General features: G+C 71.1%; 25 protein-coding genes. 20 read left to right on the top strand and 5 right to left on the bottom strand.

The window, feature by feature from the left end; genetic code table 11:
• Positions 1–79: 79 nt before the first annotated feature.
• Positions 80–661, bottom strand: a complete 582-nt coding sequence (locus ACZK5D_RS07975; RefSeq protein WP_463664896.1) for a hypothetical protein — start codon at positions 659–661, stop codon at positions 80–82.
• A gap of 125 nt (positions 662–786) precedes the next feature.
• Here ACZK5D_RS07975 and ACZK5D_RS07970 point away from each other — a divergent pair, with 125 nt between their 5' ends.
• The 5 genes from ACZK5D_RS07970 to ACZK5D_RS07950 all read left to right on the top strand — a co-directional run bounded on the left by ACZK5D_RS07970 (position 787) and on the right by ACZK5D_RS07950 (position 6,315).
• Positions 787–1,020, top strand: a complete 234-nt coding sequence (locus ACZK5D_RS07970; RefSeq protein ID WP_463664895.1) for a YlxR family protein — start codon at positions 787–789, stop codon at positions 1,018–1,020.
• Between the two features lie 198 nt (positions 1,021–1,218).
• Positions 1,219–4,107 (top strand): translation initiation factor IF-2, encoded by a 2,889-nt coding sequence (gene infB / locus ACZK5D_RS07965; protein WP_463664894.1) that lies wholly within the window; start codon positions 1,219–1,221, stop codon positions 4,105–4,107.
• The gene (gene rbfA, locus ACZK5D_RS07960) at positions 4,107–4,547 is read left to right on the top strand and encodes a 30S ribosome-binding factor RbfA (RefSeq protein ID WP_458994242.1); all 441 of its coding nucleotides are present in this window, start codon (positions 4,107–4,109) and stop codon (positions 4,545–4,547) included. The genes infB and rbfA overlap by 1 nt, the downstream gene beginning before the upstream one ends.
• Positions 4,544–5,413, top strand: coding sequence for a tRNA pseudouridine(55) synthase TruB (gene truB / locus ACZK5D_RS07955; protein ID WP_463664893.1), 870 nt, complete (start codon positions 4,544–4,546; stop codon positions 5,411–5,413). The genes rbfA and truB overlap by 4 nt, the downstream gene beginning before the upstream one ends.
• Positions 5,410–6,315, top strand: coding sequence for a bifunctional riboflavin kinase/FAD synthetase (locus tag ACZK5D_RS07950; RefSeq protein ID WP_458994240.1), 906 nt, complete (start codon positions 5,410–5,412; stop codon positions 6,313–6,315). The genes truB and ACZK5D_RS07950 overlap by 4 nt, the downstream gene beginning before the upstream one ends.
• 61 nt (positions 6,316–6,376) lie before the next feature.
• On the opposite strand, the gene ACZK5D_RS07945 is transcribed toward ACZK5D_RS07950, so the two are convergent.
• On the bottom strand, positions 6,377–6,856 hold the full coding sequence (locus tag ACZK5D_RS07945; protein WP_458994239.1) for a GNAT family N-acetyltransferase: 480 nt from the start codon (positions 6,854–6,856) through the stop codon (positions 6,377–6,379).
• Between the two features lie 201 nt (positions 6,857–7,057).
• Between ACZK5D_RS07945 and rpsO the strand changes: the two genes are divergently transcribed.
• Entirely contained in the window at positions 7,058–7,321 is a 264-nt protein-coding gene (rpsO, locus tag ACZK5D_RS07940; RefSeq protein ID WP_458994238.1) for a 30S ribosomal protein S15, read from the top strand.
• Positions 7,322–7,356: 35 nt separating this feature from the next.
• On the opposite strand, the gene ACZK5D_RS07935 is transcribed toward rpsO, so the two are convergent.
• Positions 7,357–10,716, bottom strand: coding sequence for a bifunctional proline dehydrogenase/L-glutamate gamma-semialdehyde dehydrogenase (locus tag ACZK5D_RS07935; RefSeq protein WP_463664892.1), 3,360 nt, complete (start codon positions 10,714–10,716; stop codon positions 7,357–7,359).
• A gap of 209 nt (positions 10,717–10,925) precedes the next feature.
• Between ACZK5D_RS07935 and ACZK5D_RS07930 the strand changes: the two genes are divergently transcribed.
• On the top strand, positions 10,926–13,127 hold the full coding sequence (locus tag ACZK5D_RS07930; protein ID WP_458994236.1) for a polyribonucleotide nucleotidyltransferase: 2,202 nt from the start codon (positions 10,926–10,928) through the stop codon (positions 13,125–13,127).
• Positions 13,128–13,267: 140 nt separating this feature from the next.
• Positions 13,268–13,999 carry a 4-hydroxy-tetrahydrodipicolinate reductase gene (gene dapB / locus ACZK5D_RS07925; RefSeq protein ID WP_463664999.1) on the top strand — a complete coding sequence of 244 codons (732 nt, stop codon included), beginning with the start codon at positions 13,268–13,270 and terminating at the stop codon, positions 13,997–13,999.
• A 21-nt stretch (positions 14,000–14,020) separates the two neighbouring features.
• Here the strand turns inward: dapB and ACZK5D_RS07920 are convergent, their stop codons facing one another.
• A complete protein-coding gene (locus ACZK5D_RS07920; protein WP_463664891.1) occupies positions 14,021–14,557 on the bottom strand; it encodes a GNAT family N-acetyltransferase in 537 nt (178 codons plus the stop codon).
• Between the two features lie 53 nt (positions 14,558–14,610).
• On the opposite strand from ACZK5D_RS07920, the gene ACZK5D_RS07915 reads away from it, so the two are divergent.
• From ACZK5D_RS07915 to ACZK5D_RS07890, 6 genes are all read left to right on the top strand, one after another.
• On the top strand, positions 14,611–16,287 hold the full coding sequence (locus tag ACZK5D_RS07915; protein WP_458994234.1) for a ribonuclease J: 1,677 nt from the start codon (positions 14,611–14,613) through the stop codon (positions 16,285–16,287).
• Between the two features lie 120 nt (positions 16,288–16,407).
• Positions 16,408–16,716, top strand: a complete 309-nt coding sequence (gene rplU, locus ACZK5D_RS07910; RefSeq protein ID WP_463664890.1) for a 50S ribosomal protein L21 — start codon at positions 16,408–16,410, stop codon at positions 16,714–16,716.
• A gap of 11 nt (positions 16,717–16,727) precedes the next feature.
• A complete protein-coding gene (gene rpmA / locus ACZK5D_RS07905) occupies positions 16,728–16,979 on the top strand; it encodes a 50S ribosomal protein L27 (RefSeq protein WP_458994232.1) in 252 nt (83 codons plus the stop codon).
• A 91-nt stretch (positions 16,980–17,070) separates the two neighbouring features.
• On the top strand, positions 17,071–18,579 hold the full coding sequence (gene obgE, locus ACZK5D_RS07900) for a GTPase ObgE (RefSeq protein ID WP_463664889.1): 1,509 nt from the start codon (positions 17,071–17,073) through the stop codon (positions 18,577–18,579).
• Positions 18,569–19,666, top strand: coding sequence for a glutamate 5-kinase (gene proB / locus ACZK5D_RS07895; RefSeq protein ID WP_463664888.1), 1,098 nt, complete (start codon positions 18,569–18,571; stop codon positions 19,664–19,666). Before obgE ends, proB begins: the two co-directional genes overlap by 11 nt.
• Before the next feature lie 68 nt (positions 19,667–19,734).
• Positions 19,735–20,337, top strand: a complete 603-nt coding sequence (locus ACZK5D_RS07890) for an SWEET family sugar transporter (RefSeq protein ID WP_458994229.1) — start codon at positions 19,735–19,737, stop codon at positions 20,335–20,337.
• 108 nt (positions 20,338–20,445) lie between these two features.
• Here the strand turns inward: ACZK5D_RS07890 and ACZK5D_RS07885 are convergent, their stop codons facing one another.
• Positions 20,446–21,294 (bottom strand): endonuclease domain-containing protein, encoded by an 849-nt coding sequence (locus ACZK5D_RS07885; protein WP_463664887.1) that lies wholly within the window; start codon positions 21,292–21,294, stop codon positions 20,446–20,448.
• A 265-nt stretch (positions 21,295–21,559) separates the two neighbouring features.
• On the opposite strand from ACZK5D_RS07885, the gene ACZK5D_RS07880 reads away from it, so the two are divergent.
• From ACZK5D_RS07880 to ACZK5D_RS07855, 6 genes are read left to right on the top strand one after another with little or no spacing between them, the layout of a single operon-like run.
• Positions 21,560–22,801 (top strand): glutamate-5-semialdehyde dehydrogenase, encoded by a 1,242-nt coding sequence (locus ACZK5D_RS07880; RefSeq protein WP_463664886.1) that lies wholly within the window; start codon positions 21,560–21,562, stop codon positions 22,799–22,801.
• Positions 22,802–22,847: 46 nt separating this feature from the next.
• Positions 22,848–22,982, top strand: coding sequence for a hypothetical protein (locus tag ACZK5D_RS07875; protein WP_463664885.1), 135 nt, complete (start codon positions 22,848–22,850; stop codon positions 22,980–22,982).
• Entirely contained in the window at positions 22,979–23,647 is a 669-nt protein-coding gene (gene nadD / locus ACZK5D_RS07870) for a nicotinate-nucleotide adenylyltransferase (RefSeq protein WP_463664884.1), read from the top strand. Before ACZK5D_RS07875 ends, nadD begins: the two co-directional genes overlap by 4 nt.
• Positions 23,634–24,032: a ribosome silencing factor gene (gene rsfS, locus ACZK5D_RS07865; RefSeq protein WP_463664883.1), complete on the top strand. Its 399-nt coding sequence runs from the start codon at positions 23,634–23,636 to the stop codon at positions 24,030–24,032. Before nadD ends, rsfS begins: the two co-directional genes overlap by 14 nt.
• On the top strand, positions 24,029–24,646 hold the full coding sequence (locus ACZK5D_RS07860; RefSeq protein WP_463664882.1) for a histidine phosphatase family protein: 618 nt from the start codon (positions 24,029–24,031) through the stop codon (positions 24,644–24,646). The genes rsfS and ACZK5D_RS07860 overlap by 4 nt, the downstream gene beginning before the upstream one ends.
• A gap of 7 nt (positions 24,647–24,653) precedes the next feature.
• Entirely contained in the window at positions 24,654–25,667 is a 1,014-nt protein-coding gene (locus tag ACZK5D_RS07855) for an LLM class flavin-dependent oxidoreductase (RefSeq protein WP_463664881.1), read from the top strand.
• Positions 25,668–25,673 lie beyond the last annotated feature (6 nt).

Below are 25,673 nucleotides of genomic sequence, written 5' to 3'. Positions count from 1 at the left end.
ACCCCCCCCTCCTACCTCGCCCCCCCCCCCCCCCTCTCCCCCCCCCCCCCCCCCCCCCTCCGCGTCCGGGGACCGCTGGTCAGCGGCGATGGCCGCCAGCGCCCCTCGTCGACACGATTCCCGCGTCGATGGCCTTCTGCACGGCGTCAGCCTCGGCCTGGGTGAGCTCGCCGTCGGTGACCGCCCGGGCGAGGATCTCCTTGTCGGCGGCCGCGCGTTCGGCCTCTCGGGCGGCGCGGATCTCGTCGAGGGCGGCCTGCACCGTCGCCTCGTCGATGCCGAGCTCGGCGGCCAGCGCCTTCACGTAGGCCTCCTGGCGCTCCGCCCGGGCCGCCTCGCGCTCCGCCTCGGTGGCGTCCTGCGCCGGTTCGGAGGACTCCAGCGTGTCGCGCGCGGCGGCCATGGCCTCCTCGACGGCGCTCTCGTCGACGCCCAGCTTCTCGGCGAGCGTCGCCGCGTCGGCGCCCAGCATCCCCAGGGGCCCGCCGTGCCGGCCACCGCGGCCGTCCGAGGTGCTGTCCGCGTCGTCGGTCCCCGTGCCTGCGGTGGCGCCGGGCGTCGGAGACGCAGTGGTGTCGGCGGTGGCCACCTGGGACAGGCCGAGGCCGAGACCGGCCGCCATCGCGGCCGCCGAGATACCGGCGATCATCTTGTTCTTCATGGTGATTCTCCTTCGGTGTGGTCATCGGGCGTGCGCCCCGATGAGCCAACGATCCGCGGCCGAACTGTCAGCAGGCTGTGGGGCGGCTGGGGAGGTCCTGGCACTTCGCCGTAGGCTGTCCTGTGATGATCCCTCAACGCACCTGCATCGGCTGCCGACGGCGGGACGACCAGGACCAGCTGCTGAGGCTGGTGCGGGTCGGTCAGCTGATCCTCGACGGCACCCGCCCCCGGTTGGCCGGGCGTGGCGCCTATGTGCACCGTGCCTGCCTGGACCTGGCCGTCCAACGGCGCGCCCTCCGGCGCGCGTTCGGCGAAGGGGCGCACCTCGACCCTGCCGTCGGTGGTCAGCTCGGTTGACGCGCTCGGCTGGATCGCGGCTGCCAGGAGGGATATGATGTCCAGCGGCCCACGTGTGCGTGGGCGCATCGTTCCACGCCCGACAGGGCGGCAAACCAGAAGGTGGGCTAACGCTCATGACCACTCGATGAGAACCCAACGATGATTCAGCACAACTAAAGGTCCCGCCCCTTGGAGGTCGGGCCGCAAAGGAGAGTAGTGGCAAAGCCTCGCGTCCACGAGATCGCCAAGGAAATCGGTAAGACAAGTAAAGACCTGCTGGCCTGGCTGGGGGAGAACGGCGAGTACGTCCGTGGCCCGTCCTCCACGCTGGAGGCCCCGGTCGTGCGTCGCATCCGCGAAGCGTTCGGTGGAAGTCCCGCCCCCGCGGCCGTCTCCGGATCGCGTCCGGTACCGGCCCCCGCGCCTCAGGCGCGCCCCAAGCCCGCAGCAGCGCCGTCGGAGGGCGCCGCTCCTGTGGCACCCGCCGCGCAGGCCGCGGCTGCGCCCAGCGCCCCCGCCGCCCCGTCCACGCCCGCCGTCGACGCTCCCCGGCCCTTCGCGCCCCGCCCGGCCACCCCGGCGCCGCGTCCGGCCGCGCCCAGCGCTCCGGCAGCTGCGGCCCCGGCGCCCGCGGCCCGTCCGGCCGCACCGGCACCCGCGCCGGCACCGCAGCAGACCCCGGCCCCGGGGCCCCGCCCCGCAGCAGGTGGGTCGTCCGCGCCGCGTCCCGGGGTTCCCGGTCCGCGTCCCGCCGCCCCCACCCCCGCCGGGGGCCCCCGCAAGCCCGGGGCTCCGCGCCCCGGCAACAACCCCTTCGCCCCGGCCCAGGGCATGGGGACGCAGCAGCGTCGCCGCCCTGACAGCCCGCGTCCCGGCGCACCGGGAGCACGTCCCGGCGCGCCCGCGGCGCCCGGGGACCGCATGCCCCGACCCGGGGGCACGGGCGGCGTGCCCGGCATGCCGCGCCCCAACCCGGCGATGATGCCCAAGACCGCCAACACCCAGCTCGGAGCCCCCGCCCGCGGTGGCCGTCCCGGCGGGCCGGGCGGTCCCGGCCGTGGCCGTCCCGGCGGCGGTCGTCCCGGTGGCGCCGGAGGCGCCGGCGGTCCCGGCATGGGTGGCGGCATGGGCGCCCCCGCCGGTGGCGGCGGTCGCGGTGGTGGCCGTGGTCGCACCGGCGGCACCCAGGGCGCGTTCGGTCGCGGAGGCGCGGCCGGCAAGCGCGGCCGCAAGTCCAAGAAGCAGCGCAGGCAAGAGTTCGACCAGATGGAGGCACCGTCGATCGGCGGTGTGCGCCTCCGCAAGGGCGACGGCGCGACAGTGCGCCTCCGTCGCGGCGCGTCCCTGACGGACCTCGCCGAGAAGATCGGCGTGGAGCCGGCGTCGCTGGTGCAGGTGCTGTTCCACCTGGGCGAGATGGTCACGGCCACCCAGTCCGTGGCGGACGACACGCTGGAGGTGCTGGGCGCCGAGCTCGACTACAACATCGAGGTCGTCTCCCCCGAGGACGAGGACCGCGAGCTGCTGGAGAGCTTCGACCTGGAGTTCGGCGAGGACATCGGCGACGAGGACGATCTCGAGTCCCGCCCGCCGGTCGTCACCGTCATGGGCCACGTGGACCACGGCAAGACCAAGCTGCTCGACGCCCTGCGTCACACCAACCTGGTGGCCAAGGAGGCCGGCGGCATCACGCAGGCCATCGGCGCCTACCAGGTGGTCACCGAGGTCGACGAGCAGACCCGTCCCATCACGTTCATCGACACCCCGGGCCACGAGGCGTTCACCGCCATGCGTGCCCGTGGCGCCAAGTCGACGGATATCGCCGTCCTTGTGGTGGCGGCCGATGACGGCGTGATGCCGCAGACCATCGAGGCCCTCAACCACGCCAAGGCGGCCGACGTCCCGATCGTGGTGGCGGTCAACAAGATCGACAAGGAGACCGCGGATCCCACCCGGGTGCGCGGGCAGCTGTCCGAGTTCGGGCTGGTTCCCGAGGAGTACGGCGGCGACACCCAGTTCGTCGACGTCTCCGCGATCACCCGGCAAGGGCTCGACGAGCTGCTGGAGGCCGTGGTCCTCACGGCCGACGCGGCCCTGGACCTGCGCGCCAACCCGGACATGCCCGCTCAGGGCGTGGCCATCGAGGCGCACCTCGACAAGGGCCGCGGCCCTGTCGCGACCGTCCTCATCCACCGCGGCACGCTCCGCATCGGTGACTCGATCGTGGCCGGTTCGGCCCACGGCCGCGTCCGCGCCCTGATCAACGACCAGGGCGAGACGATCGCGGCGGCCCCGCCGTCGATGCCCGTCCAGGTGCTCGGCCTCACGTCGGTGCCCGGCGCGGGCGACAACGTCCTGGTCGTCGACGACGACCGGATGGCCCGTCAGATCGCCGACAAGCGGGAGGCGCGCATGCGTGCCGCCCAGCAGGCCAAGACCAGCCGCCGCAAGACCCTCGACCAGCTGTTCGAGCAGCTGGAGAAGGGCGAGGCGCAGGAGCTGCTCCTCATCCTCAAGGGCGACGGCGCGGGCTCGGTCGAGGCGCTCGAGGATGCCCTGTCCAAGATCGAGGTCAGCGACGAGGTGTCCCTGCGCGTCATCGACCGCGGTGTCGGTGCGATCACCGAGACCAACGTGTCGCTCGCTGCGGCCTCCAAGGCCGTCATCATCGGGTTCAACGTGCGGCCCACGCCGCACGCGGCCCAGATGGCGGACCGCGAGAACGTGGACATGCGGTTCTACTCGGTCATCTACTCGGCGATCGACGAGATCGAGGCGGCGCTCAAGGGCATGCTCAAGCCGATCTTCGCCGAGGAGATCCGTGGCCAGGCGGAGATCCGCGAGATCTTCCGGTCGTCCAAGTTCGGCAACATCGCCGGCTGTATGGTCACCGACGGCACCATCCGTCGCAACGCCAGCGCCCGGTTGCTCCGCGACGGGGTGGTGGTCGCCACGTCGACCATCGGCTCGCTGCGCAGGGAGAAGGACGACACCACGGAGGTCCGCGAGGGCTTCGAGTGCGGCATGACGCTTGCCAACTACAACGACATCCGGATCGGTGACGTGATCGAGACGTTCGAGATGGTGGAGAAGGAGCGCTCCTGATGCCCGGACCGAGAAACGCCAAGCTGGCCGATCAGATCAAGGTCATCCTGGCCTCGACGATCGACCGCCGCGTCAAGGATCCCCGGCTGGGCTTCGTCACGATCACGGAGGTGAGGCTGACCGGTGACAACCGGGAGGCCACCGCCTTCTACACCGTGCTCGGTGACGACGAGGCCCGCGCCGGGTCGGCGGCCGCCCTGGCCTCGGCAACCGGCATGCTGCGCTCCACCGTGGGCCAGCAGCTGGGGATGAAGTTCACGCCGACTCTGGCCTTCGTGTTGGACGCCACCCCTGAGGCGGCCAGGCACATGGAGGACCTGTTGGCGGAGGTACAGGCCAAGGACGCGGCCGCGGCCGCAGCCGCGGAGGGTAAGACCTTCGCGGGGGACGCGGATCCGTACCGGAAGCCGCACGAGTCCGAGGAGGACGACGAGCAGTGACCTCCGCCTCGGGGGTGGTGATCGTCGACAAGCCGTCGGGGATCACCTCCCACCAGGTGGTGGGTCGCCTGCGTCGTCTCCTCGGTACCCGGAAGATCGGGCACGCCGGCACCCTCGACCCGATGGCCACCGGGGTGCTCATCCTCGGGGTCAACAGGGCCACCCGGCTGCTCGGTCACCTGGCGTTGCACGACAAGCGCTACCTGGCCACCGTGCGGCTGGGCGAGTCCTCGCCCACCGATGACGCGGACGGCGACGTCGTGAGTGTCGCCGATGCCTCGGGCATCACGCGGGACCTGATCGAATCCGGCCTCCTGCCGATGCGCGGGGACATCCTCCAGGTGCCCAGCACCGTCTCGGCGATCAAGGTCGACGGCAAGCGTTCGTATGCCCGGGTCCGGGCGGGGGAGAGCGTCGAGCTGAAGGCCAGACCAGTCACAGTCTCGAGGCTCGACGTGCTGGCCGTGCGGGCCGACGGCGCCCGCCTCGACGTGGACCTCGACATCGAGTGTTCGTCGGGCACCTACGTCCGGGCCATCGCGCGCGATCTCGGATCGGCCCTCGGGGTGGGCGGGCACCTCACGGCGCTCAGGCGGACCCGGATCGGCCGCTACAGCCTCGACGACGCCGTCGTCCTGGGCGACGAGCCCCCGCCGCTCATGCCCATGGCTGAGGCAGCACGGCTCAGCTTCCCGGTGATCGACCTGACCGTGGACGAGGCGCGCGACGTGGGCTTCGGGCGTCCGCTGGCGCGCCCCGTGCCGGGGTCCCCGACCGGGGTGCTGTCGCCGGACGGTGAACTCCTCGCCCTCTACGAGCCCGCCGGCGCCGGATCGCGGCCGGTTGCGGTGCTGGTCGGGGCATGACAGATTGGGGAACCGTGACTGAATCGGTGGTCGTGATCGGCAACTTCGACGGCGTGCACCTCGGCCATCGCCGGGTGCTGGCCGAGGCCACGAGGGACGTCGATCATCCCCTCATCGTGCTCACGTTCTGGCCCCACCCGGTGACGGTGCTCAGACCTGCGGCGGCCCCGAAACTCCTGAGCGACCTGCGGACCCGGATCGACCTGCTCAAGGGGGCCGGGGCCCACGAGGTGCGCGTGATCCGCTTCACGCCCGAGGTGGCGGCCATGACGCCCGCTCAATTCGTGGACAGGTTCATCGCCCCGCTGCACCCGGTGCGCGTGGTGGTGGGCCAGAACTTCCGCTTCGGTCACCGCGCCGCGGGGGACGTGCGCACGCTCGCCGAGCTGGGCGCCGGCAGGTTCGAGGTGGTGCCGCTGCAGCTCGAGACCATCAACCACGAGGTGACCTGCTCGACCTGCATCCGGGAGCTGCTCGCGGCGGGGGACGTGGAGGGCGCCTCGCAGCACCTGACGAGGCCGTTCCGGTTCCGCGGAGTGGTGGTGGTGGGGGACCAGCGGGGCCGCGACCTAGGCTTCCCCACGGCCAACCTGACCGTGCCGCCGGAGATGGCCGTGCCGGCCGACGGCGTCTACGCGGGGTGGCTCACCAACCTCGACGAGCACGGCAGCCCGATGCCCGCAGCGATCTCCGTGGGCACCAACCCCACGTTCGACGGCGCGGACCGAAGGGTGGAGAGCTACGTGCTGGACCGCACCGATCTCGAGCTCTACGGGGTGGAGGTGGCCGTCGACTTCGTCCAGAGGCTGCGGGGCCAGGTGCGCTTCACGGGCATCGATGATCTGATCGAGCAGATGCACGCAGACGTCGAGGCCACCAGGCGTTGCCTGGGAAATCCCTGATCACTGCCGTTCCCGGCGAGGACGTGCCAGGCGGGAGGGGATGGCGCTGGCCGGCCGGCGGTCAGCGGGCCGTCAGGGACTTCTTGTAGATGGCGTAGTGCTTGCTGGGCTCCAGATCACCCTCGACCTGCGGCACCTCGGGCTCCTCCACGAACAGGTGCTCGCCGGTGGGGTAGTACTCCAGCGAGATGTACAGGGGGACGGCGCGCTCGTTGTTGGGGTCCACGGCGAGGTAGACGGCCGAGAATCCACGGGCCCGGGCCTCCTCCTCCAGGAAGCGGCTGAGAGCCCGCCCCGCGCCGAGCCGGCGTGCGTGGGGATAGACATACATGTTGCGAAGCTCGGGGGTCATGGAGTCCGCCTCGAGGTCGAGCACCGCTGTGCCGACGGGCTCGTCTTCGTCGAGGGCGACGGCGAGGATCAGCGAGCCCCGCTGCTGCGCCTCGAAATGCTGATCCACGAGGCCGAGGTCCGGACGGAACTGGTTCGCGCGCAGCGCTTCGAGGTCTGCTGCCGTTGCAGGACGGACGCCGATTGCCATAGGGGCTCCTTGCTCACTGTGCCGGGACTGTTGCCACCCTACCGCTTCGGGCATGCACCGGGGTGCTCCACCGGTTTGGGGGCACCGTCCCCGCGGTGATAGGGTTCCCAGGTTGCCGTTAGATCGGCCACGGATCAGTCAGAGCCCCGACAGCACCCGCGCCTGGGGCGCCGTGCAGCGAACCGGAAGGAGCCCCATTTTATGGACGCTGTTGACAAGAAGAAGATCATCGACGAGTACGCGACCACCCCGGGTGACACCGGGTCGCCGGACGTGCAGATCGCCCTCCTCACCAAGAGGATCGCTCACCTCACCGAGCATCTCAAGGAGCACAAGGGCGACCACCACAGCCGCCGCGGCCTGATGCTCATGGTCGGCCAGCGCCGCCGCCTGCTCAACTACGTCGCGAAGAACGACGTCGAGCACTACCGCGCGCTCATCGCCCGCCTCGGCCTGCGTCGCTGACCTCGGCAGTATCTCTTCATCGCTCAGGGCGCCCCTCAGGGGGCGCCCTGAGTCGTCTTCAGGACCTCCCGCGGGTGGCCGAACCGGTGGGTGGTGACCGAGACGCTCTGCTCACGCAGGTAGGGCAGACACGCCAGGCGCCCCGGCAGCGCGGGACCTGGGTAGACGGTGGCGTCGATCGAGCCGCCGAGATCGGCGAGCAGGTCACGCGAGCCGAGGTGGCGGATGCGGCCGGTCGCCGTCGCGTCGAACTCCTCGTCGGCGGCGATCTCCAGCGGGAAGCCCACCCGGCCCAGGGCCTCGGCCACGCCGTCGGCGAGCGGCCCGCGGGCCGAGAACCGCACATCGGAGCCTGCCGCGATCGCTGCGGACGCCTCGCGCAGGACGTCCCACGCGTCGGCCTCCTCCACCCGCACCACCACCCTCGCGGGCAGGTAGCGCAGGATGTTGCGCTCGGAGACCAGCGCCGTCGGGTCGTGCACGGCTGCGAACACGGTCCGCGACGCCTCCTCGTCGCCGGCCGCCGCCGCGCGCAGGTGCTCCCACTCCGTGGCCCACAGGACGGTGCGTGCGCCGCGCAGCAGCGGCGCGAACGCCGGACCGGTGGGGATCCTCGTCCGCTGCGGCCACTGCGGCTCGGGGTCCCATCTGCCCAGCGAGGCGACGTAGTTGGGGCCACCCGCCTTCGCGCCCGGCCCGACGGCCGAGCGCTTCCATCCGCCGAAGGGTTGGCGCTGCACGATCGCCCCGGTGATGGTGCGGTTGACGTAGCAGTTGCCGGCCTCCACGAGTCGCAGCCACGCCTCGATCTCACTGGGGTCCAGGGAGTGCAGGCCCGCCGTGAGTCCATACTCGGTGCCGTTCTGCCAGTCGACGGCCTGCTCCAGGGTCGCGGCCTCCATCAGGCCGAGGACTGGGCCGAAGTACTCGACCCGGTGGAACTCGCTGCCGGGCAGCACGCCCGCCCGGATCCCGGGGCTCCACAGGCGTTCGCTGTGCCGGCGCGGTTCCAGTAGCCAGCTCTGCCCGGGTTCCAGCCGGGTGAGCCCGCGCAGGAGCTTGGGTCCCGGCGGCTCGGTGAGGGGGCCCATCTGGGCGGCCGGGTCTGCGGGCCAGGCGACCCTCAGGGACGAGACGGCGTCGAGGAGCTGGTCCCGGAACCTCCGCGACCGCGCCACGGAGCCCACCAGGATGCCCAGCGAGGCGGCCGAGCACTTCTGCCCGGCGTGACCGAATGCCGAGGTGACGAGGTCGGCCACCGCCAGGTCCAGGTCCGCCGACGGTGTCACGACGATGGCGTTCTTGCCCGAGGTCTCCGCGAGAAGGGGCATGGAGGGTCGCCATGACCGGAACATCGCGGCTGTCTCCGCGGCCCCGGTGAGGATCACGAGATCCACGCGCGGATCCGAGACCAGGCTCTGTCCCAAGGGGCCGTCGTCCACCACCACGAACTGCACCACGTCGGGGGGCAGGCCGGCGCGGGTGCAGGCCTCGGCCAGGATCGCCGCGGTCCGCCGGGCGGGCGGCGCAGGCTTGAGGATCACCGCGGATCCCGCGGCGAGCGCCGCGGCGACGCCGCCCAGTGGGATGGCGATGGGGAAGTTCCAGGGCGGCGTGACGACGGTCAGGACTGGCGGGACGTGGACTGCCCCCTCGATCCGGTCGGTGGCCCGCTCGGCGTAGTACGCGGCGAAGTCCACGGCCTCGGATACCTCGACGTCGGCCTGGTCGATCAGCTTGCCCACCTCGTCGGCGGCCACCGCGACGAGCGTGGTGCGGGCCTCCTCAAGTGCCGCAGCGAGCCTGCGCAGCGCCGTCGCCCGGTCGGCCGGCGGGACCGCAGCCCACAGCGCGCCCGCCCGACGGCCGCGCTCGACGACCGACTCGATGCCCTCGCGGGTGGACACCGTGGCGTGGCTGACCAGGGCGGCGCCCAGCCCGGGCGTCGGGAGCAGCGAGTGGAGGGCCGCGGCCCACTCCTGGTTGGCGGGCAGCGCCGGGTCGGTGTCCTGCGCGTTGGCGAACCCGGGCGCGTGGTCGGAGCGGCTCTGCGTGGCCCACCGCTGCGGGGTCGGCGCGGGGACCAGGGCGACCGCCTCCCGGAACCTGGCCTCCTCCCTGGCGAGGAACGACGTGTCGCGGCCGAGGTTCGCGGCGCCGGACATGAAGTTCTCCGGGGCGGCGTTCTCCTCCAGGCGGCGGACCAGGTACGAGATCGCCGAGTCGAACTCTGCGCGCGGCACCACCGGGACGTAGAGCCTCAGCCGGCCGACCTCGCGCAGGATGACCTCCTGCAGCGGCACCCCCATGCCCGAGAGCATCTCGACATCCAGCTGACCCGCGACCCCCCTGGCGCGCGCGAGCTCCCAGGCCGCCGCCAGGGAGTAGACGTTGTGGCTGGCCACCCCGACGAGCAGCCGCCCGGCGCGCTCGGGGGTGAGGCAGAAGTCCAAGGCGCGTAGGAAGCTGGCGTCCGTCTCCGCCTTGCTCCCGAGGACGGGGTTGTCCCAGCCCCTGAGCTCGGCATGGACGCGCTCCATCGCCAGGTTGGCGCCCTTGACGAGCCGCACCTTGATCGGCGCGCCCCCCTCCGACACCCGCCGGCCGGCCAGCGCGTCGAGCTGCCTCAGGATGAGGCCGGACTCGGAGAGATAGGTCTGCACCGCGATCCCGGCGCGCAGCCCAAGCAGCTCGGGATCCATCACCAGCCGGGAGAACACGTCGAGCGTGAGGTGGAGGTCGCGGTACTCCTCCATGTCCAGGTTGACGAACTTCCCCGAGCGCGCCGCCAGCAGCATGAGCGGCCGGAGCCGCGTGGCGGCCTCCTCGACGGTGGCCTCGTGGGCCCAGGGGGAGTGGGGACCCAGGACGGCCGAGACCTTCATGGAGACGTAGTCGACGTCGTCGCGGGCAAGGAGTCGCATGGTCTCGCGGAGCCGCGCCGAGGCGTGCCGGTCGCCGAGGACGGCCTCCCCGAGCAGGTTGACGTTGAGGTGGCTCCCGCGGCGCCGGCACCGCGCCAGCGACGAGCCCAGCCGCCTGCCGACATCGACCACCAGGTCTCCGACCAGAGCGGTGAAGGCCGCCCTCACCAGTGCGAGGGTGGGTCGGGGCGCCAGCCCCACCACCCTCAGCCCCCATCGCAGCGGCGGCGGCAGGAACGGGGCAGGGCGGCGGGCCAGCCCGCGCAGCGCCTCCGCCGCGACACGCTGGTCCTCGGGTCTCAGCACCCCGTCGACGAAGTCCAGCGTGAACGGGAGCCCGTCGGGGTGGGCCAGGACGCGGGCGAGGAGCCGTGCCGCCGGGGGTTCGGCGTGGCCCGCGCTCTCCGCCGCCCACCTGCGCGCCGTGGCGATGGAGGCCTCGACCGACTGCGGATCGGTGACACTGAGCATTCAACCATCGTGGCCCAAGCGGCTAGACTGCACTGGACAACTGAATATCTTCATTTCCACCCGCCGCCCAGCGCACGTGTCCGTCTGGTCCTCGGTAGTGGCTTTCGGGCGCCCGGAGAGCGCACCCGCGGGCCTCGATCGATGACCGGCAGGCGTGGCGAGCATCGCCGTGCGCGGGCGGGCGAACACCCCCCGAAAGGAGCCTGTCCATGGAAGGACCAGGCATCGAATTCTCTGAAGCCGTGATCGACAACGGCAAGTTCGGCAAGCACACCGTACGTTTCGAGGCCGGCGTGCTGGCCCAGCAGGCCGACGGCGCGGCCGCTGTCTACCTCGACGGCGACACCATGCTGCTGTCGGCCACCACCGCGCAGAAGACCCCGCGCGACGCCATCGACTTCTTCCCCCTCACCGTCGACGTCGAGGAGCGCATGTACGCCGCGGGCAAGATCCCCGGCTCGTTCTTCCGTCGCGAGGGCCGCCCCGGTGAGGGCGCCATCCTGGCCTGCCGCCTCATCGACCGCCCGCTGCGCCCCGCGTTCGTCAAGGGCCTGCGCAACGAGGTCCAGGTCGTTGTGACCGTGCTGTCGCTCAACCCCAACGTGATGTACGACGTCGTGGCCATCAACGCCGCTTCGATGTCCACCCAGATCGCGGGCCTGCCGTTCTCCGGCCCCATCGGCGGCGTCCGCGTCGCCCTCATCGACGACCAGTGGGTGGCGTTCCCCTCCGTCGAGCAGGTGTCCAAGTCCGTCTTCCAGATGGTGGTCGCCGGCCGTGTGCTGGCCGACGGTGACGTCGCGATCATGATGGTCGAGGCCGGCGGCACCGAGGCCACATGGGAGCTCGTCCGCTCCGGCAAGACGGCCCCCACCGAGGAGGTCGTGGGGCAGGGCCTCGAGGCGGCCAAGCCGTTCATCAAGGCGCTGTGCGACGCCCAGTCCGAGCTGGCCGCCAAGCTGCCCAAGGAGACCTACGACTTCCCGGTCTTCCGCGACTACCAGGACGACGTCTTCGAGGCCGTCTCCGAGCTCGCCTCCGCGCGCGTGGCCGAGGCCATGAAGATCGGCGGCAAGCAGGAGCGCGACGAGGCCACCCACGCCATCCGCCAGGACGTCACCGCGCAGCTCGCTGAGCGCTTCGAGGGCCGCCTGAACGAGGTGTCGGCCTCCCTCAAGGCGCTGACCAAGAAGATCGTGCGCCACCGCACGCTCACCGAGTCCGTCCGCATCGACGGTCGCGGCCCGAGCGAGATCCGTGAGCTGGCCGCCGAGGTCGCCGTCATCCCGCGCGTCCACGGCTCGGCGCTGTTCCAGCGCGGCGAGACCCAGATCATGGGCGTCTCCACGCTGAACATGCTGGACATGGAGCAGAAGATCGACACGCTCTCCCCGGAGCGGACCAAGCGCTACATGCACAACTACAACTTCCCGCCGTTCTCCACCGGAGAGACCGGCCGCGTCGGCTCCCCGAAGCGGCGCGAGGTCGGCCACGGCGCGCTGGCCGAGCGGGCGCTGATCCCCGTGCTGCCCACCCGCACCGAGTTCCCCTACGCCATCCGTCAGGTCTCGGAGGCGCTGGGCTCCAACGGCTCCACCTCGATGGGCTCGGTCTGCGCCTCCACGCTGTCCCTGCTCAACGCCGGTGTCCCGCTGAAGTCCGCCGTCGCGGGCATCGCCATGGGCCTCATGTCGGAGGAGGTCGACGGCGAGACGAAGTACATCGCGCTGACCGACATCCTCGGCGCCGAGGACGCGCTGGGCGACATGGACTTCAAGGTGGCCGGCACGCGTGACTTCCTCACCGCGCTCCAGCTGGACACCAAGCTCAACGGCATTCCCGCCGTCGAGCTGCAGAAGGCCCTGCTGCAGGCCCGCGACGCCCGGCACACGCTGCTCGACGTCATGAACGAGGCCATCGACGTGCCCGACGAGATGAGCCCGTACGCTCCCCGCATCATCACGGTGCGGATCCCGGTGGACAAGATCGGCGAGATCATCGGCCCGAAGGGGAAGATGATCAACCAGATCCAGGACGACACCGGCGCGAACATCTCCATCGAGGACGACGGCACCGTCTACGTGGGCGCCGAGACGGGCGAGGCCGCGGACGCCGCCGTCGCCGCGATCAACGCCATCGCCAACCCGCACCTGCCGGAGCGCGGCGAGCGGTACCTCGGCACCGTGGTGAAGCTCACCACCTTCGGCGCGTTCGTGTCGCTGCTGCCGGGCAAGGACGGGCTCCTGCACATCTCGAAGCTGCGCCCGCTCGCCGGCGGCGCCCGCGTCGAGAGCGTGGAGGACGTCCTCTCCGTCGGCCAGAAGCTGCAGGTGGAGATCTCCGACATCGACGACCGCGGCAAGCTGTCGCTGATCCCGGTGGTGGAGGAGAAGGCCGAGTCGAACGACTGAGCCTGGTCCAGGTGCGTGACCGCAGGGGCGGGTCCGGAATTCTCCGGGCCCGCCCCTGCGGCTTTGCCCGGCGGGTGGCGGGGCCCCGCCGTCGATGCTTGGATGGGAGAAACCAACGGGAGGGATCACTCGTGAGCGAGATTCGCGTGGGCGTGTTCGGGGTCAGCGGGAAGATGGGCAGCGAGGTGGTCCGGGCCGTCACGCGCGCCGAGGGCATGACGCCCGTGGGGGGCGCGGACCTGGGGGAGCCCAGGGAGCTGGTCAACCGGGCGCAGGTGGTGGTGGACTTCACGCATCCGGACGCCGTGATGGACAACATCGGGTGGTGCCTCGAGAAGGGGCTGCACATGGTGATCGGCACCACGGGCTTCACCGCTGAGCGCCTGGCGCGGGTGCGTGAGCTGTGCGCGGCGCACCCGGAGGTGGGCGTCCTCATCGCCTCCAACTTCTCCATCGGCGCCGTGCTGATGATGAAGTTCTCCGCCCTCGCCGCCCCGTTCTACCCGTCGGCCGAGATCATCGAGCTGCACCACCCCCACAAGGCCGACGCCCCGTCGGGCACGTCCGCCACGACGGCGCGCCGCATCGCGGCGGCGCGCGAGGAGGCGGGGCTGGGGCCGGTTCCGGACGCGACCGTGCAGGACGACGGGGCCCGTGGCGCGGTGGTGGACGGCATCCACGTCCACGCGGTGCGGCTGCAGGGCCTGGTGGCCCATCAGGAGGTCGTCTTCGGCGACACGGGGGAGACCCTGACCATCCGCCACGACTCGTTCGAGCGGGTCTCCTTCATGCCCGGTGTGGTGGCCGGAATCAGGCACGTCATGGACCACCCGGGTCTCACCCTGGAGATGGAGTCGGTGCTGGGGATCTAGTGATCCCTAGGCATCCACTGATCAGGACGTCCCCAGCGAGATGTCGGTGTGCATCCGGATCAGCTTGACGCCGGGCGCGCCGTCGTCGGTGCCGATCTCCTGGTGCGCACCGTCGGCCGCCCAGCCGCAGCCCGACAGGAACGCGCGGAGCGCGTCGTCGGCCGCGCGCACCCACATCGTGGCCACCTCGTAGCCGTCCCGGCGCAGGGTGTCGACGGCCGCGTTGACCAGCCGCGACCCGTGGCCGTGGCCCCGCTGCCGGGGATCGACCACCAACTCGGCGATGGTCCCGTCCCGCTGCGAGCGGTCCGGGTCCCCGCTGGGGCCCGTCACGGCGAAGCCCACGACGCCGCCGTCGCCGATGGCGACCAGCACCCGCAGGTGTGCCAACGGCGGCTTGACGATGGCCTCGTGCCAGACGCGGGTGGCCTCGTCGGCCGCAAGGCCACCGCCCGCCGCGGCCAGCAGCCCCGACTCGGCCCATGCCCGCCGCTGGATGCGGGCGATGTCGACGGCTTCGGCGGGGAGGGCAAGGCGGACGGTGTCGGTGACGGACATGGCGCCCATCGTAGGGGGCGCCCGCCTGGCGACCCATCCACTAGCCTGAGCCCATGACCGACGTGAAGAGACCCCCCAAGCTGGCCCCCGGAACCCTGCGGGTGATCCCGCTCGGCGGGCTCGGCGACATCGGTCGCAACATGACCGCCTTCGAGATCGACGGGCAGATCGCGCTCGTGGACTGCGGGGTGCTGTTCCCCGAGGACACCCACCCGGGCGTGGACCTCATCCTCCCGGCGCTGGACTACCTCGACGACAGGCTCGACGACATCGTCGCCCTCGTCCTCACCCACGGCCACGAAGACCACATCGGCGCCGTGCCGTACCTCTTGAAGAAGCGCCCGAACATCCCCATCTACGGCTCCAAGCTGACGCTGGCCTTCGTCGCCACCAAGCTGCGCGAGCATCGGATCCGCGACTTCGACCTCGACGCCGTGGAGGAGGGCGACATCGTCGAGATCGGCAACTACGAGTTCGAGTTCCTCGCGGTCAACCACTCCATCCCCGACGCCCTGGCGGTGGCCATCCGCACCAAGGGCGGCCTGGTCCTGCACACCGGCGACTTCAAGATGGACCAGCTCCCCCTCGACGGGAGGATCACGGACCTGCGCGGCTTCGCCCGCCTCGGGGAGGAGGGCGTGGACCTGTTCATGGTGGACTCCACCAACGCCGAGACCCCCGGGTTCACCACGCTCGAACGCGACATCGAGCCGGCCATCGCGCGGGTCTTCGACCAGGCCACCGGCAAGCTGATCGTGGCCAGCTTCGCCAGCCACGTGCACCGCATCCAGCAGGTCCTCAACATGGCCGTGCGCTACGACCGCAAGGTGGTCTACGTCGGCCGCTCGATGGTGCGCAACATGTCCACCGCGCGCGACCTCGGCTTCCTCAAGGTGCCGGCAGGGACGCTCATCGAGCTCAAGGAGATCGGCAACTACCCCAAGGACAAGGTGGTCATCGTCTCCACCGGCTCCCAGGGCGAGCCCATGGCCGCGCTGAGCCGGATCGCCAACCGCGACCACCCCGTCGTCGAGGTGGGCCCCGGAGACACGGTGCTGCTCGCCAGCTCGCTCATCCCCGGCAACGAGAACTCCGTCTACCGGGTCATCAACGGGCTGTCCAAGCTCGGCGCCACCGTCGTGCACAAGGGCAACGCCCTGGTGCACGTCTCCGGCCATGCCTCGGCCGGCGAGCTCCTGTACTGCTACAACATCCTCAAGCCCCGCAACGTGCTGCCCGTGCACGGCGAGGCGCGCCACCTCATCGCCAACGCGAAGCTGGCGCAGGCCACCGGCGTGCCGGCCGCGCGCACCATCGTCGCGGGCGACGGCGACGTGATCGACCTCAAGGACGGGGTGGCCAGGAAGGTCGGCGCTATCGACGCCAGCTACGTGTTCGTCGACGGCTCCACCGTGGGCGACATCTCCGAGTCGATCATGGACCGGCGGATCCTCGGGGAGGAGGGCTTCGTGTCGGTGATCACGGCGGTCGACCTCCACAACCGCAGCATCATCAGCGGCCCGGACATCCACGTGCGTGGCATCGCCGAGGACAGCAGCGTGTTCGACGAGGCGCGCACGCGGGTGGCTGAGGCCATCGTCGACGCCCTGCGCGACGGGGTGGACGACTCGCACCGGCTCCAGCAGGTCACCCGCCGCACGGTGGGGCAGTGGGTGGCGAAATCCCTGCGCCGCCGGCCCATGATCGTTCCGGTCGTCGTCACCACGTAGGCGGGCCTGCCCGGTTTGACCCCGTCAGGGGCCGCCGCGTAGAGTTGGCCCTCGGTGCTTTGCCCCCTCAGGGTTGGGCGCGCCGTTAAGGCTTTGAGCAAACAAGAAGGTAGGTCAGTCGTGTACGCGATCGTGCGCAACGGAGGACGTCAGCACAAGGTTGCTGTTGGCGACGTCCTGGACATCGACCTGGTGTCCGAAGAGGTCGGCGGTACCGTCACCCTGCAGCCGCTGCTGCTGGTCGACGGCGACTCGATCACCTCGGACGCCAAGGGTCTCGGCAAGATCAGCGTCACCGCTGAGGTGCTGGGTGTGAAGAAGGGTCCGAAGATCCGGATCCTCAAGTACAAGAACAAGACCGGCTACAAGAAGCGCCAGGGTCACCGCCAGCGGTACACCCAGGTCAAGGTCACCGGGATCGAGAGCTGAGGAGCTGAACCATGGCACACAAGAAGGGCGCGTCCTCGACGCGAAACGGTCGTGACTCGAACGCCCAGCGCCTCGGCGTGAAGCGCTTCGGCGGTCAGGTTGTCGGCGCCGGCGAGATCCTCGTCCGCCAGCGCGGCACGCACTTCCACCCCGGCGACGGCGTGGGTCGCGGTGGCGACGACACGCTGTTCGCCCTGGTCGAGGGCCAGGTCGAGTTCGGCGTCAAGCGCGGCCGCCGCGTCGTCAACGTCGTACCCGCCTGATCCTTCAGGCGACACACTCATCGAGAACGGCCCTTCGGGGCCGTTCTTGCTTTCTCGCTAGACTTCCCCATGCCTGAAGAAGGAGCATTCAATGGCTATTCCCTCGTTCGTCGACCGGGTCAAGCTGACCGTCCAGGCCGGCAACGGCGGCCATGGGTGCACCTCCATCCACCGCGAGAAGTTCGTGCCCCTGGGTGGCCCGGACGGCGGTAACGGCGGCGACGGCGGATCCATCATCTTCCGCGTGGACGACTCGCTGTCGACGCTCGTCGAGTACCACCGCCAGTCGGTCCGGAAGGCCGTCAACGGCCAGCCGGGCAAGGGCGACCATCAGGACGGCTCCCGTGGGGACGACGTGGTCCTGGCGGTGCCCAGCGGCACGGTGATCAGCGACGCCGAGACGGGCGAGATCCTCGCCGACCTGACCGAGCCGGGCTCGGAGTACATCGCCGCCGCCGGCGGCAAGGGCGGGCTGGGCAACGCGGCCCTCGCGACGGCGGCCCGCAAGGCGCCGGGGTTCGCGCTGCTGGGCGAGGAGGGCGAGAGCCGCCTGGTGCAGCTCGAGCTCAAGGTGGTCGCGGACGTCGGCCTGGTGGGCTTCCCGTCCGCCGGCAAGTCCTCGCTCATCGCGGCCATCTCGCGCGCGCGGCCCAAGATCGCCGACTACCCGTTCACCACGCTGGTGCCGAACCTGGGCGTGGTCGTCGCCGGTGACGTGACCTACACCGTCGCCGACGTGCCGGGGCTGATCGAGGGCGCCTCCGAGGGTCGCGGGCTCGGCTTCGACTTCCTGCGCCACATCGAGCGCTGCCAGGCGATCGTGCACGTCATCGACCTCGGCACCTACGAGCCCGGCCGGGACCCGGTCTCCGACCTCGAGGTGATCGAGGCCGAGCTGGCCGCCCACGGGGGCCTGGAGGACCGGGTGCGGCTGATCGCGCTCAACAAGGTGGACCTCCCGGACGCGCACGAGATGGCCGAGATCGTCCGCCCGGACCTGGCCAGGTTCGGTCACCGGATCTTCGAGATCTCCACCAAGACGGGGGAGGGGCTCGGGCCGCTGAAGTTCGCGATGGCCGACATCGTGGCCGCCCGCCGGGCCGCGCTCCCGGAGGCCGCCAAGGCCAAGCCGGTGCTGCGCCCGGCCCCCGTGGCGCGCAGGGAGAAGACGCAGGAGTTCACCATCGTCCGGAAGGGCGACGGCGAGGGCGGCCTGGTGTGGCGCGTGCGCGGGGACAAGCCGGAGCGGTGGATCCGGCAGACGGACTTCAACAACGCGGAGGCCGTCGGGTACCTCGCGGACCGGTTGAACCGTCTGGGCATCGAGGACAAGCTCCTGGAGCTCGGGGCGCGCCCCGGCGACGCGGTGGCGATCGGCGGCGAGAACGCGGTGGTCTTCGACTTCGCGCCGCAGGTCGAGACCGGAGCCGAGATCCTGAGCCGCCGCGGGGAGGACGTGCGTCTGGAGACGGAGCGGCCGGCCGCCGTGCGGCGCCGCCGCATGGACGCGGACTACCACGCGGCCAAGGCGTCGGGCATCGACTTCACCACGACGGGCTACGAGCCGGGTCCGGAGGAGACGCGCGACGATGAGGCCTGAGGTCGCGGGCGCCCGCAGGGTGGTCGTGAAGGTCGGCTCGTCGTCGTTGACCAGGGCCGACGGCCACCTCGATCCCGCGCGGGTCGAGATGCTCGCCAGCGTACTGTCGTCGCTGCACGACCGCGGAACCCGCGTGGTGCTGGTGACCTCCGGCGCCATCGCGGCGGCGCTCGGCCCCCTGGGGCTGAAGCGGCGTCCGCGTGACCTCGAGACCCAGCAGGCCGCGGCCGCGGTCGGTCAGGGCCTCCTGATCAGGCACTACTCGGACGCGTTCGCCGAGCACGGGGTCACCGTGGCGCAGCTGCTGCTGACGGTCGAGGACGTGCTCCGGCCCCGCACGTACCGCAACGCACTCAACACCATCTCGCGGCTGTTCCGGCTGGGCGTGGTGCCCATCGTCAACGAGAACGACACCGTGGCCACCCACGAGATCCGCTTCGGCGACAACGACCGGCTCGCCGCCCTCATCGCGCACCTGGTGCGCGCTGACGCCCTGGTGATCCTCAGCGACGTGGACGGCCTCTACACGGCCCACCCGGAGACGCCCGGCGCGGAGCGGATCGACCGGGTGGAGGACATCGCGGCGCTGAAGGTCGACACGTCGCGCGTGGGGTCCAAGGTGGGCACCGGGGGCATGCGCACGAAGCTCCAGGCGGCGGACATCGCCACGCAGGCCGGCGTCAGCGTGGTCCTGGCGCACGCAGACCACCTCGAGCAGGCGCTGACCGGCCAGGACGTCGGCACCTTCTTCCTCCCCACCCGCAAGCGGCGGCCCCGGCGGCTGCTGTGGCTGGCCTTCGCCGCGGAGCCGCGAGGGTTCCTCCACGTCGACGCAGGGGCCCGGAGGGCACTGGTGGAGAAGAAGGCGTCGCTGCTGGCCATCGGGGTGCGCGAGGTGGCGGGCATCTTCGCCGAGGGGGAGCCGGTCGAGATCGTCGGGCCCGACGGCGAGCCCGTGGGTCGCGGGTTCGTCGCCTACTCCAGCGCGGAGCTCACGGCCGAGGTCGGCCACAGCAGCGCGGAGGACGGGCACCGGGGCCAGCGTCCGGTCATCCACCGGGACCACATGATGCTGGCGGAGGACTGACCGGCCGGATCCAGGGCAACTCCCTGAACCGATTTCGGGGTGGCGCGGGGCTGGCCTAACCTGAGAGGGTGATCGAGATCTTCGGGTGGGTGGCCGCTGCCATCGGTGTAGCGTCGAACCTTCCCCAGCTGATCCGGATCCTGCGCGCAGGGACGAGCGCCGGAGTGTCGCTGCGGCTGTGGCAGATCTCCGCGGCCACCACCGGCGCCTGGATGGTGCACGGGTTCCTCGTGCAGAAGGGTCAGATGCAGTGGCCCAACCTGCTGATGTCGCTGCTCGCCCTTGTCATCGTCGTGTTCGTGCTGCGTGACAGGAAGCAGGCCGTCGCGCCGCAGCTCGTGCTGCCGATCCTCCTCATGGCGTCGCTGACCGGCGTGGAGCTGCTGTTCGGGGCCATGGCGTTCGGCTTCGTCATCGCAGTCCCGCAGCTGTTCGGCCAGCTCTCCCAGCTCCGCGAGATGGTGACGGCCCCTGACCTCTCCGGGGTGTCCGTCGGCTACCTGGCCATCATGCTGCTGGTGCAGGTGATGTGGTTCGTCTTCGGGCTGTTCACCTTCGACTGGGCGCTCATCATCTGCGCGGGGGCCATGTCGGTGGTCTGCTCGGTGAACCTGGGCGTCTACGTCGTGCGGCACCTGCGCGCCCGCAGCCGGGTCGCCCTGGCCGTCTGACGTTGAGCCTGACACGGCTCTCGCTTCGGTGAGTTGAGCCTGATGTCGATGTCACGTCGCCTGGATCGTTCCAATCGCGGTTTCCGCTTGTCGACATCCAGATCCGGCTCAATGGCGATCGCGGAGGATGGCCTGCACAGCGTCAGGCATGGCCACGATGGTTTCGCTCGAGAACCGAAGCACGAGCCATCCGGCGGCCGTGAGGGCCGCGTCGCGCTTGCGGTCGGCGTGGAACGACTCCTTGGAACCGTGGAACTCGAACCCGTCGATCTCGACGGCCACCTTCAGCTGTGGCCAGGCGATATCGAGATAGATCACCGTCGGGCCCAGATCAACGTGGAACTTGGTGACCCAGCCCGGGATGCGTGCTTCACGGAGAGTCCGGTGGGCCAGCCTCTCCAGCGCCGACCAGGGCGCGTCCCTCGAGTCGAGCAGGACCTCCCGTCGGGTCCGGTTCCCGCGGCGTCGGGGCGTCATGGCCAGCGCCGCCTGGAGATGTCCCAGGGTGACGACCCGACGGCGGAGGGCCTCGTCCACGACGTCGGGCCCGAGCTCCGGGATAAGGTCCAGCACTGTGAGGGCGGGCGAGGTGAGGGGGAGGGGGCCGGCGCTGTTGACCAAGGCAGGCGGGATGTAGCGCTCATGGAACTCGAAGCCGGATCGGTCGTCCAGCACCCCTTGGTGGGCGAGGCTCACGACGTCGCCCTCGAGTTCGGGCCACCACGTCGCTCGTGCCGCCGTCCGCCCGACGGCGATGTACGGACGCGTGGAGGCGGCCGCCGCCGCGACGCGCGTCTCGAACTCGGAGGCCTTGTCCGGGAGCGCGAAGATCGCCGGTAGGACCGCGGTGAGCTCGCCGCGGCACCGCAGAGCGTTAAGTGTCCTCGCCAGTTCGGGGCGCGTAGAGGCGTTGATGACCTTCTCCTCATCGAGGAGGATGCGGATGTCTTGTCTCATGGCTCCTTGGTCGCATCTCGCGGGTCCCGTTTCCCGATGTCCACAGACCCGTTGAGCCGGATTTAGGACTCGACGTGGATTCGGGGCGATATGAACGTTCCAACGCCCATGAGAAGGGTTTCAGGCTCAACGCCCCACGTCGAGAGCCGTGTCAGGCTCAAGCCCTCTCCGCGAGATGCGTGTCAGGCTCAACACCGCCCCCGGCAGGGGGAGGGCGGGGCGAGACGGGGGAGGGTCCGGCCCCCGCCCGAATAGACTGGGCGCCATGGATTTCCAGACCCAGGCCACCTCAGCCCGTCGAGCCGCCGTGGAGCTCGCCACGCTCAACCGCGCGGCCAAGGACAGGGCCCTGCACGCCATGGCCGACGCCCTCGCGGCCGCCGAGCCCGAGCTGCTCGCGGCCAACGCGACGGACGTGGCCGCCGCGCGTGAGGGTGGCACCCCTGAGTCGATCGTGGACCGGCTCGCGCTGACCCCGGCCCGCATCGCCGGCATGGTCCAGGGCCTGCGTGACCTCGCCGCCCTGCCCGACCCCGTCGGCGACGTCGTCCGCGGCTGGAAGCTGCCCAACGGCGTCTCCGTCACCCAGGTCCGGGTCCCGTTCGGGGTCGTGGGCATCATCTACGAGGCCCGCCCCAACGTGACGGCCGACGCGGCCGGCATCTGCCTGAAGTCCGGCAACGCCTCGCTGCTGCGCGGGTCGTCGTCGGCCCTCAACACCAACCGCGTCACCGTCGCAGCCCTCCGCCGCGGCCTGGAAGAGGCGGGCGTCACGCCGGACGCGGTCCACCTCGTGGAAGGCGGCCGCGAGGTCACCGGTGAGCTCATGCGCGCCCGCGGCCTTGTCGACGTGCTCATCCCCCGAGGCGGCGCCGGCCTCATCCAGGCGGTGGTCGACGGTTCGACGGTCCCGGTCATCGAGACGGGCACCGGCAACTGCCACGTCTACGTCGACGCCGACGCCGACCTCGATCAGGCGCTGACCATCCTCCTCAACGCCAAGACCCAGCGTCCCAGCGTGTGCAACGCCGCGGAGACGCTCCTGGTCCACCGCGACGTCGCCGACCGGTTCCTCCCGGCCGCGCTCGCCGCCCTGGGCCGGTCCGGCGTCACCGTCCACGGTGATCCCGCAACCGCCGCCTACTCCGACGACGTGGTCCCCGCGACCGCGGACGAGTACGACGCCGAGTACCTCACCCTCGACCTCGCCGCGAAGGTGGTCGACTCCCTGGACGAGGCTCTCGACCATATCCGCGCCCACACCACCGGCCACTCGGAGACCATCGTGACCCGCAACAGGCAGGCGGCGGAGCGGTTCGTCGCCGAGGTGGACGCCGCGGCGGTCCTGGTCAACGCCTCCAGCCGCTTCGTCGACGGCGGCGAGTTCGGGTTCGGCGCGGAGATCGGCATCTCGACGCAGAAGCTGCACGCCCGCGGCCCCATGGGTTTGCCGGAGATGACCAGCAGCAAGTACGTCATCGAGGGCGCCGGACAGGTCCGCGCGTAGCCGAGACGGTCCCCACCGCGGGGCACCCTTGCTAGGATCGGGCGCCATGAGCCTTCTTCTGGAGACCGCCGCAGCCGCCACCGTGCCGAGCTGGGTGATGGGCGCGCTCGCGCTCGCCTTCCTCCTCGGTGCCCTCGGCTGGATCATCGGCATGGGTTCGGGTCGCCCGCACTCGAAGTGACCACCACGGAGCTCGCCTTGGCGCGCACCGAGACGTCCCGGCGCTACCGCCTCGGCGTGATGGGCGGAACGTTCGACCCCATCCACCACGGCCACCTCGTGGCCGCCTCCGAGGTCGCGGCCAAGTTCGAGCTCGACGAGGTGGTGTTCGTCCCCACCGGCATGCCGTGGCAGAAGAGCCACCGCGACGTGTCCCTCGCCGAGGACCGGTACCTCATGACGGTCATCGCCACGGCGTCGAACCCCAGGTTCTCCGTGTCGCGCGTGGACATCGACCGCCCGGGCAACACCTACACCGTCGACACGCTCAAGGACCTGCGCGCCGAGCGGGGGGACAACACTGACCTCTTCTTCATCACCGGCGCGGACGCCGTGCGCCAGATCCTCACCTGGTACGGGGCGGACGAGCTGTTCGACCTCGCGCACTTCGTGGGCGTCACGCGGCCGGGGGTGCCGATGACGCCGGACGACCTGGCGCACCTCCCCGAGGACGCGGTCACCCTGCTCGAGGTGCCGGCGCTGGCCATCTCGTCGACCAACTGCCGCGAGCGGGTCCACGCCCACGAGCCCATCTGGTACCTGGTGCCGGACGGTATCGTCCAGTACATCGCCAAGAGAGGGCTGTACCCGGCCCCAGGATCAGGAGTCCCCAGTGACCGTAGTTGACGACGTGCTCAAGCCCGTCCAGATCGCCGCCCAGGCGGCGGCCGACAAGAAGGGCCACAAGATCGTCGCCTTCGACGTGTCGGAGCAACTCGCCATCACCGACATCTTCCTCATCGCCTCGGCCAACAACGAACGCCAGGTGGGAGCCATCGTCGACGGGGTCGAGGAGAGGCTGCTGGCCGCGGGCTACAAGCCGGTCCGGCGCGAGGGGGATCGCGAGAACCGGTGGGTGCTCCTGGATTACATCGACTTCGTGGTCCACGTGCAGCACACGGAGGAGCGCACGCTCTACAACCTCGAGCGGCTGTGGAAGGACTGCCCCCAGATCCCGCTCGAGCTGCACCTTCCCGAGCCGGACGACGACGGCGACGACGCGGCGCTGTGAGGCTGGAGCACTCGACCCGGCTCCTGGTTCTGCGCCACGGCCAGACCGACTGGAACGCCCAGCAGCGCTTCCAGGGCCGGGCCGACGTGCCGCTCAACGACACCGGCCGCCGCCAGGCCGAGGCGGCCCGTGACGCGCTCGCCGACGTCCACGTGGACGCCGTCTACGCCTCACCACTGTCCAGGGCGCTCGACACCGCCGCCATCGTCCGCCCCGGTGCCGAGATCCGTACGGACCCCCGGCTGATGGAGATCGATGTCGGCAGCTGGGCCGGGCTGACCTGGGACGAGGTGAAGGCGGGGATGCCGGACTACGAGGCCAAGTACGCCAACGGGGTGGATTTTCGGCGCTCGGCGGAGGGCGAGACCCTCGCCGATGTGGTGGCGCGGGGGCTGCCGGCCCTGGAGGAGATCGCCGCGACGCATGCCGACGGCACGGTGCTGATCGTCGCCCACGGGCTGCTGCTCAACCGCGTCATCCACGCGCTCCTCGGCCTCCATGGCCGGGTGCTGGGCGGCCTCGGCAACGCGCACTTCTCGGAGCTCGGACACGCGCACGGCGCCTGGCGACTGCTCGCCCACAACGTCGGAATATTCCACCCCCAACCGCGTTAGCCGAGATATGAAGCGGATCGGGTTCCTGTCCTTCGGGCACTACCGCCACGTGGTGGGCGCCCGGGTGCCGGACGCGGCCGCCGCGCTGCGCCAGCATGTCGAGTTCGCGAGGATCGCCGACGAGGTGGGCCTGGACGGGGCGTGGGTGCGCGTGCACCATTTCGAGGAGTCACACGCCTCGCCGATGCCGCTCCTGGCGGCCATGGCCGCCGTCACCACCCGGATCGACGTCGGCACCGGCGTCCTGGATCTGCGCTACGAGAACCCCCTGCATCTCGCCGAGCAGGCCGCCGCCACGGACCTGATCTCCGGTGGGCGGCTGCAACTGGGGGTCAGCAGGGGAAGCCCCGAGCAGGCCGTCGACGGGCAGCGGCAGTTCGGCTACCGGCTCTCCGACGGCGAGTCGTGGGCCGACCATGCGCAGGCCAAGGCGGCGCGGTTCCGGCGCGCCATCGCCGGCGATCCGGTGGCGCACTCCGCCGCGGCCCAGTTCTCGGGCGACGGCCCGGACTTGCCGATCCGGCCCCTCAGCCCCGGGCTGCCGGACCGGATCTGGTGGGGCGCGGGCAGCGCCGAGTCAGGCATCTGGACCGCCGAGCAGGGGATGAACCTGCTCAGCTCCACGCTCCTCCTGGCCGACGACGGGCGCCCCTTCCACATCCAGCAGGCGGACCAGCTGCGCGGCTACCGGCGGGTGTTCCACCGGCTCGGCCACCCGGGTCCAGGGTGGACCGCCGTCACGCGGCCGGTCTTCCCGGTCACCAACGACGACGACCGCCGCTACTTCGGGCTCCGCGGCGACGCGCACGACCAGGTGGGCATCCTGGACGGCTCGAAGGCGCGCTCGGGGCCGCAGATGGTGGGCGGCGTGGAGGAGGTGGCCGCGATGCTGAGGGCCGACGAGGCGGTCACGGAGGCGGACTACGTGCTGTTCGCGATGCCGAGCCAGCTGGGCGTGGACTACAACGCCCACTGGATGCAGAACCTGGTGGCAGTGGCCAGGGAGCTCGGCTGGAAGTAGCCGCCC

The sequence above is a fragment of the Tessaracoccus yangjingae genome, assembly GCF_055326235.1.
This window is presented reverse-complemented; position numbering and strand designations above follow the sequence as displayed.